The organism is Paenibacillus sp. FSL R7-0163 (assembly GCF_037969975.1).
Taxonomy (GTDB): domain Bacteria; phylum Bacillota; class Bacilli; order Paenibacillales; family Paenibacillaceae; genus Paenibacillus_AQ; species Paenibacillus_AQ odorifer.
Genome location: NZ_CP150224.1, coordinates 2897981 through 2909941, shown reverse-complemented (window position 1 = coordinate 2909941; position 11961 = coordinate 2897981). Strand labels below are relative to the sequence as shown.

The following is an 11961-nucleotide window of genomic DNA, read 5'->3' as shown; positions in this document are numbered from 1 at the left end:
CGAGTTCAATTAACGAATCTTAAACAGGATACCTTACTTCGATTCTCCGAAGGGTATCCTGTTTTTTTTATCCCGAGGCACTATCTGCATTAATTGTGGCGATTAAATTGGCGTCTGAGTAGAAATCAAGATCATCATGTGGAGTGATTCCACCTTCTATGATATGTCCGGATAATCGAGCTACCAGGATACCGATGATCCAGCCTGCAAGTTGGGAGACACTTTCAATGCAGATGCCTTTTATAAAATCGGCTGATTTATATTTCATCCGTACCTCAAGATAGGCGTAGATGATTACAAATAGCATAAATAGACCACACCAGAGGTAAAAGTATTTTGGCAGATTCCCAGATAACAAATCCGTCAAAAATTGAATGGCTGTCTTCATGATTTCCATAATTAACACAAACAATAGATCACTCCTCAAAACTTTCCGCCGGTAAGCAAACTTTAGGCTTCAAACTTCAGATTCTGCGGTTCCGTCGGAAATTCTTCTGTCCGTGCACGGGAATCAGTGACGGGAACGTCCAGGCCTACTTCTTCAAAGGTGCAGTCATCCAGCCAAATCTTTCCGGATCCGGATAGGAGAATACCTATGTTGATACAATCCGCCTCTGCCGGGATATCCAGCACACAAGCGTAAAAATTCCAGGAAGCAGTTCCTTTAATACTTCTGTACTGCATGTTGTCAAAACCCAGCATATTCTGGAGCTTGTCATCAATACGCATCCATAAGCCGCACCAGTCGCTTACTTCTTCGGTCCGGATAAAGCCGGCAAACCGCATCCGTTTCCCAAGATAATTTTTTGCGTCAAACTGCTGCATTAGAGTACCGAATTCGTTCCCTTCGAGTGGTTCAGTTTCTGCGCATTCCAGTGATACAGAGTTCCTTCCCTTATGGTAAATCTGCATATCTAATGATGCCTTATATTTGCTGGGGGATGTTCCGGTGATGAACCAACCTTTAATTTCGGACATGGTAAATTCCTCTCTTTCCTGAATCAATAGTTTTATCTGTGACCTGTATTGGGCTGGGGGGAGAGCATAAAGTCCTTTAAAAGCTCTTGTAAAAGCCTCTTGACTATCAAAACCATAAAGAAGTGCAATATCTAGAATGCGTTCTTCGGAATAGAGCAGCAGTTGGGCAGCAGAACTCAACCTACGGGAACGAATGTATTCAGCTACACTTTTGCCGACATATTTCTGAAAGAGCCGATGGAAATGATATTTGGAGAATCCAGCCTCTTTCGCAATTCTGTCCAGATTCAATTCTTCTTCTTCCAAATGGTTCTCAATAAATTCAATACTATTGTGAATCATCTTGTAATACAGCCTGATCACCTCCTTGTTCTGGTCTTAATATACCTCATCTATTTAAAGGGATTTTGATAATTCTTGCTTAGTTGTACTTCAGTATGTAGAAATTTGCACCTGAATCTAATACTATCAGCAGAATATATAAAAGAAGAGTATTAAAACTATAAAACACAAAAAGGCGAATTCTTACTCATAATGGAGTGAGAATCCGCCAATATCTATTTGGATGCATTCCTACATTAAACCTCAATGATGATTGGAAGGATCATTGGACGCCGTTTCGTTTTCTCGTATAGGAACTTACTTAATGATTCTTTGATGGTCTGCTTGATGATATTCCATTGGCCGAGATCAGTTTCGTTCATCTTTTTAAGGGTCGATGTTACATGCTGGTTGATCTCGTCCATTAAATTATCGGAGTTACGGACATAAACGAATCCCCTGGAAATGGTGTCCGGCTCATTTAATAGACGTCCATCGGTTTGGCTCAGTGTAATCACCGTAATCAGTATGCCGTCTGCTGACAGCTGGCGACGATCGCGAAGCACAACATTTCCAATATCACCGATCCCAAGGCCATCCACTAGAATTTGCCCAGCAGTCACTCGACCGGATTGGCGGACAACACCAGACGATGACTCGACGATGTCCCCATTTTTTAGAATAAAGATATTTTCTGGTTTGACGCCTACCGCCTCCGCTAACAAGCTGTGATGATGCAGCATGCGGTATTCACCATGGATCGGAATAAAGTATTCAGGTTTCATTAGAGTCAGCATTAGCTTAAGTTCCTCTTGGCTACCATGCCCTGAGACGTGAAGCTCACTGCGTGAACCATAGATGACTTTAGCACCCAGCATATATAAATTATCGACAATCCTTGAAACATTTCTTTCATTTCCTGGGATGGGATTGGCTGCGAGCAGAACCGTGTCCCCAGCCTGGATCTCCATCAATCGATGGCTTGAGTTCGCTAAGCGGGAGAGGGCGGCCATGGGCTCTCCTTGACTGCCTGTACATAAAACAGTTACCTGAGCCGGAGGAAGCTTAGCAGCTTCTGCAGGTTCGATCAGCATATTGTCCGGAATGTTTAAGTAACCGAGCTCTTGGGCTACTCCGACTACATTAACCATACTTCTGCCTAGTAAGGTCAATTTACGTTCAGTTAAATGAGAAGCATCAATGATCTGCTGTAGACGATGTACATTTGAGGCGAAGGTAGAAATAAAAATTCTACGTTCTGCTTTTAAAAAGGCTTCTTCTATGTGAGCGCCAACAAGCTTCTCAGAAGGGGTGAAGCCAGGGCGCTCAGCATTGGTGCTTTCTGACAGCAGGATCTTTACACCCTTTTTACCGATATCGGCCATTTTATGTATATCTGGATACTGCTTGTTGACGGGCGTCATGTCAAATTTGAAGTCTCCCGTATGAACTACGGTACCTTCAGGTGTATCGAATACTACGCCAAGGCAATCTGGAATGCTATGATTTGTATTAAAAAATGTTGTAGTAATGGCACCCAGGGCTAAAGTAGATTCTGAATCAATACAATTGAGTTTCGTTTGTCGTAAAATCCCATGTTCCCTAAGTTTATTTTCGATTAATCCTAGGGTTAAACGGGAAGCATATATCGGGATATTCAACTGTTTAAGCAGGTAAGGAATCCCACCGATATGATCCTCATGTCCATGAGTAACCACCAATGCTTGTACCTTATCAATATTATTTAATAAATACGAAACATCAGGAATAATTAGGTCAATTCCTAAAAGACTTTCATCTGGAAATTTAGAGCCGCAATCAATAACGACAATGTCATCTGCGTATTGCAGGATATACATATTTTTACCGATTTCATGAACCCCGCCTAATGCTGCAATCGAGAGCTGCTTAGCTGCCATTTTCATTGAAGCCCCTCCTAAATAAATTTCTCTATATTATGTTTGATTCCCATTATAATTATCCATTCTGAAGGCTGATACAATATAATAACTGAAGAAAGCTAATCAAAAGATAGGAGAACGTTACTCATGAATATCCGACTATTACAAATGAAAGATAATAGCTCCATTGAAAAGGTCATCAGGGACTGCCTAATTGAGTTTGGCGGGAATCGCGCGGGTCTCGCCTGGGAGGATGACAGCCTGCATCATTTATCAGATTATTATAATCATAGTGAGAATCGGGCTTATTGGGTTGTTGAAGAGGGAGGGGAAGTATTGGGAGGTTGTGGAATTGCTCCTTTCGGGAATGATGACAAGATATGTGAGTTGCAAAAAATGTATTTATCTCAGTCGATTAGAGGTAACGGGATAGCCAACGAACTTTTAAATACAGCGCTGGACTTTGCCAAGCTTCATTACAACCAATGTTATTTGGAGACACTGCAAAATATGCACGCAGCCAACCGTTTCTACACAAAAAATGGATTTGAGCTATTAGAAAAACCACTTGCTGGGTCGGAGCATTTTGCTTGTGATGCTTGGTATATTAAAAATTTAATGTAATTGATTTAAAAATGTTGGAGGCCTGGATTACCAGGCTTTTTTTGCTCTAAGATAATGATTTTTTATTTGACAATAAAACCGTCCAGACGGTATAGTAAATAACAGGGGTGATTATCGTGAACAGTAATTCAAAACGAAGTAGTATTTTATTAGCAGCTTCTATTGTTGTTAAAAATAATGGGGTGGAGAAGCTTACGCTTGAAGCCGTTGCCAAAGAAGCCGGGGTCAGTAAAGGTGGACTGCTGCACCATTTTCCGAATAAGGAAGCTTTAATAAAAAGTATGGTGGAAGAGTTAACAAGCGATTTTTTCAGTAATGTTCAAGAAAGAGTAGCGAATGCATCTAGAGAAACGGGGAAGTGGGGACGAGCGTTTGTTCAGGCGATTGACGACGATCTTAAGGAAGAGCAGGAGATTAGCACAGCGCTTTCGGCTGCTCTTTTTACGAATCCGGATATCCTTAAGAAATTTCAAGATCAATACTCAGTATGGCAAAACAATATAGAGAACGATGGAATAGATCCTGTACGTTCAACGATTGTCAGGCTGGCAGCGGACGGTTTATGGTATTCAGAAATGTTCGGATTAGGAGTTTTAGATAAGGAGTTACGCAGTAAAGTGATTCAAGAATTAATAAATATGACGGAGTAAGGAGGGGCTATTGTTGAATTCATATGTGTTACTGGCAACAGCGATTATCTGCGAGGTATTTGGTAGCTCCATGCTTAAGGTTTCTAACGGGTTTAAAAAGATTTTACCTTCAATAGGAGTCGTACTCGGCATGGGTTCAGCCTTTTATTGTCTTTCTTTAGCGCTTTCAACGATTCCTCTAGGGACGGCTTATGCTATTTGGTCAGGGGTAGGTACGGCTTTAACTGCGTTAATTGGAGTAATCATTTATAAAGAAAACTTCAATCTGAAGAAATTACTCGGCCTGATTCTTATCATTGGTGGAGTAGTCATTATGAAACTTTCTGGTGGATCTCATTAGAGCTTGGAGGAATTATTATGAACAAGAATAAGGGTTTTTTGGTACTAGGGGTAGCTATTATAAGCGAAGTAATAGGTACAACTATGCTGAAAATGTCAGAAGGGTTCACACAAATATTGCCTACTATAGGTGTTATTATTGGTTTTATAATCGCATTTTATAGTTTGTCTATAAGTCTCAGAGTTTTACCTTTAAGCTTAGCTTATGCGATTTGGGCAGGTGTAGGTACAGTTCTAACCGCTATCGTTGGCATAGTAATATGGGGGGATCCATTTAGTGTGCTTACACTTGCAGGCATAGTATTAATAGTTGGAGGTGTAGTTTTATTAAACTCTCCAGATTCAGCTGATGAAAAAGAACTTAAAACCACAAGCTAATCTTTATAAAAAACAAGGGCCTGAGAAATCAGGCCTATATTTGATTGGCGTGATGTTGATAGATTCCATATTTAGGGTAGTTTGGCGATATTGGTATCACATATCTTTTCCGTAGAATTACATCTTATAGCTTGAACTGTTCTTTCTCTATAATGAAAGTGTCTCACATTGAAAGGAGGATCGGTTGTTATTTAATGTGCTCTGAGATGAATTTGAATGTAAACGCTATCATTTGAGCACTCAGATAGGGTGACACGTTAGTGATAATCTACATTAAGAGGAGGATTATAATGCGCAACAAGTATGTCGTATGGTCGCTTGTAGTAACCCTGTTGATTTCAAGTTTATACCTGGCAGCGGGTCCGTTCACATTTGTTAGTGCCTCTGGTGGCGCGAATTTGACGCTGGGCAAAACTGTAACGGCTAGCGGTCAATCACAAACGTATAGTCCAAACAATGTGAAAGACAGCAATCAAGAGACGTATTGGGAAAGCAGCAATAATGCATTTCCGCAATGGATCCAAGTTGATCTTGGTACAGAGACAAGTATTGACCAAATCGTATTGAAGCTGCCAACGGGCTGGGAGACGCGTACGCAAACACTCGCCGTTCAAGGCAGCACAAATGGATCTACATTCACTGACATTGTTGGTTCAGCTGATTATGTGTTCAATCCTTCAGCAGGAGGGAACACCGTTAAGATTGATTTTTCAGCAACCAGCACTCGTTATGTACGCCTGAATGTAACAGGCAATACGGGTTGGCCGGCAGCGCAAGTATCTGAATTCGAAATTTATGGAGCTAGCACACCAACACCGACGCCAACAGCCACACCGACAGCCACACCAACGCCAACTGTCACACCAACGCCAACAGCCATACCGACAGCAACGCCAACGCCAACAGCCACACCGACAGCCATACCAACGCCAACAGCCACACCAACGCCAACTGTCACACCAACGCCAACAGCCATACCGACAGCAACGCCAACGGCTACGCCTGTTGCGGGCAGTAATATCGCGTTTGGCAAATCGATTACCGCATCCTCTAATACGCAATCATTTGTGGCAGCAAATGCTAATGACAACAACACCAACACATACTGGGAAGGTGGCAGTAATCCTAGTTCATTGATACTTGACCTGGGGTCAAACTACAACGTTTCCTCAATCGTTCTAAAGTTAAATCCAGCCGCTGCATGGGGAGCACGTACCCAAACGATTCAAGTGCTCGGTCACAATCAAAACACAACGACATTTGGAAATCTGGTGTCAGCACAATCGTATTCGTTTAATCCAGCTTCAGGAAATACAGTAACCATTCCTGTTACCGCAACTGTCAAACGTCTACAGCTTAATATTACTGCCAACTCGGGTGCTCCAGCTGGACAGATCGCCGAATTAGAAGTGTACGGTACTCCAGCTCCGAATCCGGATTTGGTGATTACTGGCATGTCCTGGTCACCAACGAATCCGGTTGAGTCTAATGCGATTACGCTGAACGCAATCGTAAAGAATATCGGCAATGCCAGCTCTCCAGCTACTACTGTTAATTTCTATTTGAATAATGAGCTTGTAGGCTCAGCTCCGGTAGGTGTACTAGCAACTGGAGCATCGACAACAGCATCGATGACACTTACCGCAGGAGTTAAGCCTGCAGCAACGTATTCAGTTAGTGCCAAAGTTGATGAAGATAACCTAGTTATCGAACAAAATGAAGCGAATAACAGCTACACGAACCCAGCGTCACTTATTATCGCTCCAGTGTCCAGCTCTGACTTAGTGGGAACTGTTACATGGACACCAAGTAATCCTGTTGCTAATAACAATGTAACGTTCAATGTAAATCTTAAGAATCAAGGAACCGTCACCACTGCAAGTGGTTCACATGGTATAAGCGTTGTTCTTAAAAACTCTGCGGGTTCCACTATTCAAACCTATAATGGATCTTATAACGGTGCCTTAGCAGGGGGGGCATCAGTTAATGTTGCGATTCCAGGGACTTGGACAGCGATTAATGGTAACTACACAGTCACCACTACTGTTGAAGTGGATGCTAATGAGATAGCTGCCAAGCAAGCGAATAATGTAAGTGTTTCTAATCTCGTTGTCTATGCTGCGCGTGGTGCAAGCATGCCGTATAGTCGATATGATACCGAGGACGCTACTCTCGGGGGTGGCGCGACATTGAAATCGGCGCCAACCTTTGATCAAGCATTAATCGCTTCTGAAGCTTCTGGCCAGCGTTATATAGCTCTTCCTTCGAATGGTTCGAACTTAGAGTGGACGGTCAGACAGGGTCAAGGCGGCGCAGGTGTAACGATGAGATTTACAATGCCTGACTCTGCAGATGGGATGGGATTGAATGGTTCACTGGATGTGTATGTGAATGGAGCGAAAGTAAAAACAGTTTCCTTAACCTCATACTACAGCTGGCAGTATTTCTCAGGTGATATGCCTGGCGATACACCTAGTGCAGGACGTCCACTATTCCGTTTTGATGAAGTTCACTGGAAGATGGATACACCCCTCCAACCTGGGGACAAGATTCGAATCCAGAAGAACAATGGAGATAGCTTGGAATATGGTGTGGATTTCATTGAAATTGAATCTGTTCCAACAGCAATTGCCCGCCCAGCTAACTCCGTATCTGTAACAGATTACGGTGCTGTGGCAAACGACGGACAAGATGATCTGGCAGCTTTTAAAGCTACTGTAAATGCAGCCGTGGCAAGCGGGAAGTCTATTTATATTCCAGCAGGAACCTTTAATCTTAGCAGTATGTGGGAGATTGGTTCTGCTAGTAATATGATCAATAACCTCACTATTACTGGTGCTGGTCTCTGGCACACCAATATTCAGTTTACCAATCCTAATGCTGCGGGCGGTGGTATTTCACTCCGTATTACAGGTAAGCTAGATTTCAGTAATGTATATATGAATTCTAATTTGCGCTCACGTTATGGGCAAAATGCAATTTACAAAGGTTTTATGGATAACTTTGGAACCAACTCTATTATCCATGATGTCTGGGTAGAGCATTTTGAATGCGGAATGTGGGTAGGCGACTACGCTCATACACCTGCGATTTATGCTAACGGGCTGGTAGTTGAAAACAGTCGGATTCGGAACAATCTTGCAGACGGCATCAACTTCTCGCAAGGTACTAGCAATTCAATTGTACGCAATAGCAGTGTGCGAAATAATGGTGACGATGGTCTTGCAGTATGGACCAGTAACACAAATGGTGCACCTGCTGGTGTGAATAATACCTTCTCGTATAACACCATTGAGAATAACTGGCGTGCGGCAGCGATTGCTTTCTTTGGAGGAAGTGGTCATAAGGCTGATCATAACTATATCATTGATACAGTTGGTGGTTCCGGCATACGTATGAATACCGTTTTTCCAGGTTATCATTTCCAGAATAATACGGGTGTAGTTTTCTCAGACACAACCATTATTAACAGTGGCACGAGTAAAGATCTTTATGGGGGTGAACGTGGCGCAATTGATCTTGAAGCATCAAATGATGCTATCAAGAACGTTACATTTAACAACATAGACATCATTAATACCCAGCGTGATGCGATTCAATTTGGATATGGTGGTGGATTCGAGAACATCGTGTTCAACAACATCAATATTAACGGTACAGGACTTGATGGAATAACAACTTCACGGTTCTCAGGTCCACATAAAGGTGCAGCTATTTACACCTATACAGGCAATGGTGCGGCAACCTTTAATAACCTGACAACTTCCAACATTGCTTATCCGAATCTGAATTATATTCAGAGCGGTTTTAATCTAACGATTCATTAATTTTATGTACGAGGTTGAGGGAGAAGCTCTTAGGAGCTTTTCCCTTTTTAGCTTGTAACGAGCTAATATCTCTAATTTGCAAGAAGGATAATGACTACATGAACAAGAAATTAATGTAAGGGAATTTAAACTATTAAATTTTGAAAATCTTTTGCAGATGTGTTGATTTCATCATCATGTTCGTCATAGCAGATGCGTCGGATCTCAAAGGACCTCCTGATTTTGTTAAACAACTTACTGCGCTTATTCAGGCAAACCATTTAATTACTTAAAGGGAGAGATGAAAAATGAATCAGGAAGTAATCGATTTTATTGAAGCGCTAAAAGAATCATGGCAGGTGGAGTTGTCCACCTCACTACGTGAGGTTGTTCATCTGGCTATACCGGATGTGCAGGAACGTATTCAGTATAAGAAACCTCATTTTTTGAAAAATGGAAAATACGCTGCGGCCATCTCGATATCAAAAGACGCAGTCAGCTTTGTAATCTTTAATACAACCGAGCTAACGCTTCCAGAGGGAGCATTTGAGGGACCACCTGAAAGGAAAACCTTAAAGCTTCGAAAAGGAGACACATTTGATTCTGCACAGTTGGTCTCTTTAGTTGCTCAAGCTTCAGCTTCTCTTTGATCCATACTTATATTAAAAGGACGATATCTCAAAGTCATTTGACTTCATGGGATATCGTCCTTTTTTGATGATTATACAGTTTTAGTTACTAGTTGTAGTGCTGAGATAATGAATCTGCTCTTCCAGGATGGTACTTGCTTTGCCTAAAAATGTTGTTATCAACTCAAGCTCCTGCTCAGTAAAGGAAGACGCCAGTTTAACCATCTTAGTGTGCAAAGGAAGGTAGGCATTTCCAACCTCGTTATTCTCATATAAAGGGACAATGATCACCTTACGACGGTCATTTGGGTCATGTTCTCTGCGAACAAAGCCGTTTTTTTCAAGTCGATCAACTAATGTGGTAATGCTGCCTGTAGTAAGTCCAGTTAATTTGGATAGCTCGCCGGCGGTGATAGGACCTTTTTCCTGAAGGATATCTATAGATAGAAAATCGTTATTGTATAACCCTAAAGAAGTTGCTACTTTTTGCTGGTACAAAACCGTTCGGCTGCCTAGGCCCCGCATGCGTAAAGTTAAGTCTTCCTGCTGAATTGTAACTTGATTGTGTCGATCTCTTGACAAAAGAGGACCCTCCTTTTAAAATGTTTATATCTTGATAGTCAAGATAATTAATAAACAAGATGCTTGATGAACATCTAATTAATTGTCTTGATTTTATCGAATTATTCACTAATTTGCAAAGGGTATAACATCACGTGGTTTGGAATGAAGCCTGTGCACAATCCTTTAACAATTAGAGCAGAACTAAACATTTGGGAAAAGTGGAGGAGAAAAAGGAGCATGGAAAAGAAAAATAAAGTTGGGGTTATTATAGTAGCTCTATTGTTGGCCACCCTTATGGCATCAATGGATAATACTATACTTGCAACCGCAATGGGAACCATTGTAGGTGACCTTGGCGGTTTTGACAAATTGATGTGGGTTACGTCCGCTTATATGATAGCTGAGATGGCGGGTATGCCGATTTTCGGTAAATTATCGGATATGTATGGACGTAAGCGATTTTTTATTTTCGGTATTATTGTCTTTATGATTGGTTCAGCTTTATGTGGTACGGCAAATTCTATTGTCCAGCTTAGTATTTATCGGGCGATTCAGGGTATTGGTGGAGGGGCACTCGTTCCTATCGCATTCACGATTATGTTCGATGTAGTGGCCCCGGAGAAACGGGGGAAAATCGGTGGGTTATTCGGTGCTGCCTATGGTATTTCCAGTATTTTCGGTCCCCTTATTGGCGCTTATATAGCGGATTATATTCATTGGTCTTGGGTCTTTTATATCAATTTACCCATTGGTGTTATTGCATTCTTTATGATCGCTTTCTTCTACAAAGAATCTGTTGAGCATTCCAAAGAGAAAATTGATTATCTTGGGGCTTTTACACTAGTAGCTTCAATTCTTTGTCTCATGTTTGCGATTGAGCTCGGGGGTAAGAAATACGCTTGGGACTCGCCAATGATTCTGGGATTGTTTATGGCTTTTGTTGTGTTTTTAATTGGTTTTATTGTTATCGAACGTCGTGCAGAAGAGCCTATCATTACCTTTGGCATGTTCAAGAATCGTCTCTATTCTACGAGTAATGTTATGGCGATATTTAGCGGAGCGGCATTTATTACAGCCTCGGTGTACATTCCAATTTATATTCAAGGGGTTCTTGGCGGGTCTGCCACAAATTCGGGGCTTGTTCTACTTCCGATGATGATTGGTTCTGTTATCACTGCTGCTGGCGGAGGATTCTTGCTCTCTAAATTTAATTATCGCACGATCATGATTTCTACGTTAGTACTCCTTGTTGCAGGTATTGCTCTGCTTACCACACTAACACCAGACTCCTCCCGGTTTATGGTCACTATTTTTATGTTTCTGGTGGGTCTTGGCATAGGTTCATCATTTTCTGTTCTAAGCAATGCAGCGATTCATGGATTTACAGCAAGACAACGGGGTTCTGCAAGTTCGACACTTAGCTTCACACGGGAGCTGGGAATGACACTTGGTATTACGGTATTTGGTATTATTCAAAGTCACATTTTTTCGAATAAATTAACTTCCATGTTCAGTAAAGGAGGCGCGGCACCAGAAGGTGTTAATCTAAGTGATCCAAGTACAATTTTGACTCCCGACACACGGGCCAAAATTCCCTCTGAGGTTCTTGATAAAATCACCGAAGGATTATCTTCTTCTCTTGTTCATACCTTTGCTTGGGCGATTATTCCATCAGTTATAGCTCTAATGGCGGCATTTGTGATGAGCAGGGAGAAGTTTGATCCTGCTTCTGAGCTGGAAGAATTTACGGCATCGCATTAAGGAAATAAAA

At 41.8% G+C, this 11961-nt stretch carries 11 protein-coding genes; 7 read left to right on the top strand and 4 right to left on the bottom strand.

From position 1 onward, the window contains the following. Window positions 1-67 precede the first annotated feature (67 nt). The 3 genes from NST45_RS12770 to NST45_RS12760 form a co-directional block, all read right to left on the bottom strand. Window positions 68-406: a DUF5823 family protein gene (locus tag NST45_RS12770; RefSeq protein ID WP_249267731.1), complete on the bottom strand. Its 339-nt coding sequence runs from the start codon at window positions 404-406 to the stop codon at window positions 68-70. 44 nt (window positions 407-450) lie between these two features. Beyond that, entirely contained in the window at window positions 451-1320 is an 870-nt protein-coding gene (locus tag NST45_RS12765) for a helix-turn-helix domain-containing protein (protein ID WP_076099285.1), read from the bottom strand. 236 nt (window positions 1321-1556) lie between these two features. Then, window positions 1557-3218, bottom strand: a complete 1662-nt coding sequence (locus NST45_RS12760) for a ribonuclease J (protein ID WP_076099360.1) — start codon at window positions 3216-3218, stop codon at window positions 1557-1559. Window positions 3219-3347: 129 nt separating this feature from the next. On the opposite strand from NST45_RS12760, the gene NST45_RS12755 reads away from it, so the two are divergent. The 6 genes from NST45_RS12755 to NST45_RS12730 all read left to right on the top strand — a co-directional run bounded on the left by NST45_RS12755 (window position 3348) and on the right by NST45_RS12730 (window position 9647). Further along, on the top strand, window positions 3348-3824 hold the full coding sequence (locus tag NST45_RS12755; protein WP_038570891.1) for a GNAT family N-acetyltransferase: 477 nt from the start codon (window positions 3348-3350) through the stop codon (window positions 3822-3824). Between the two features lie 116 nt (window positions 3825-3940). Then, window positions 3941-4474, top strand: a complete 534-nt coding sequence (locus NST45_RS12750; RefSeq protein WP_036677976.1) for a TetR/AcrR family transcriptional regulator — start codon at window positions 3941-3943, stop codon at window positions 4472-4474. 13 nt (window positions 4475-4487) lie between these two features. After that, a complete protein-coding gene (locus NST45_RS12745) occupies window positions 4488-4814 on the top strand; it encodes a multidrug efflux SMR transporter (RefSeq protein ID WP_036677974.1) in 327 nt (108 codons plus the stop codon). Window positions 4815-4831: 17 nt separating this feature from the next. Continuing rightward, window positions 4832-5191, top strand: coding sequence for a multidrug efflux SMR transporter (locus NST45_RS12740; RefSeq protein WP_038570897.1), 360 nt, complete (start codon window positions 4832-4834; stop codon window positions 5189-5191). A gap of 290 nt (window positions 5192-5481) precedes the next feature. Continuing rightward, entirely contained in the window at window positions 5482-9018 is a 3537-nt protein-coding gene (locus NST45_RS12735) for a discoidin domain-containing protein (RefSeq protein WP_076099284.1), read from the top strand. A gap of 287 nt (window positions 9019-9305) precedes the next feature. Then, the gene (locus tag NST45_RS12730) at window positions 9306-9647 is read left to right on the top strand and encodes a DUF1801 domain-containing protein (protein ID WP_076099283.1); all 342 of its coding nucleotides are present in this window, start codon (window positions 9306-9308) and stop codon (window positions 9645-9647) included. Window positions 9648-9728: 81 nt separating this feature from the next. On the opposite strand, the gene NST45_RS12725 is transcribed toward NST45_RS12730, so the two are convergent. Next, a complete protein-coding gene (locus NST45_RS12725) occupies window positions 9729-10151 on the bottom strand; it encodes a MarR family transcriptional regulator (protein ID WP_169744822.1) in 423 nt (140 codons plus the stop codon). Between the two features lie 276 nt (window positions 10152-10427). On the opposite strand from NST45_RS12725, the gene NST45_RS12720 reads away from it, so the two are divergent. Then, window positions 10428-11951, top strand: a complete 1524-nt coding sequence (locus NST45_RS12720; protein ID WP_076099282.1) for an MDR family MFS transporter — start codon at window positions 10428-10430, stop codon at window positions 11949-11951. Window positions 11952-11961: the final 10 nt, after the last annotated feature.

What these genes read in the sequence shown, in the direction of transcription:
- NST45_RS12765 (WP_076099285.1), bottom strand. Translation starts at nt 1,320, where the DNA reads ATGATTCACAATAGTATTGAATTTATTGAGAACCATTTGGAAGAAGAA.
- NST45_RS12760 (WP_076099360.1), bottom strand. Translation starts at nt 3,218, where the DNA reads ATGGCAGCTAAGCAGCTCTCGATTGCAGCATTAGGCGGGGTTCATGAA.
- NST45_RS12755 (WP_038570891.1), top strand. Translation starts at nt 3,348, where the DNA reads ATGAATATCCGACTATTACAAATGAAAGATAATAGCTCCATTGAAAAG.
- NST45_RS12740 (WP_038570897.1), top strand. Translation starts at nt 4,832, where the DNA reads ATGAACAAGAATAAGGGTTTTTTGGTACTAGGGGTAGCTATTATAAGC.
- NST45_RS12735 (WP_076099284.1), top strand. Translation starts at nt 5,482, where the DNA reads ATGCGCAACAAGTATGTCGTATGGTCGCTTGTAGTAACCCTGTTGATT.
- NST45_RS12730 (WP_076099283.1), top strand. Translation starts at nt 9,306, where the DNA reads ATGAATCAGGAAGTAATCGATTTTATTGAAGCGCTAAAAGAATCATGG.
- NST45_RS12725 (WP_169744822.1), bottom strand. Translation starts at nt 10,151, where the DNA reads ATGCGGGGCCTAGGCAGCCGAACGGTTTTGTACCAGCAAAAAGTAGCA.
- NST45_RS12720 (WP_076099282.1), top strand. Translation starts at nt 10,428, where the DNA reads ATGGAAAAGAAAAATAAAGTTGGGGTTATTATAGTAGCTCTATTGTTG.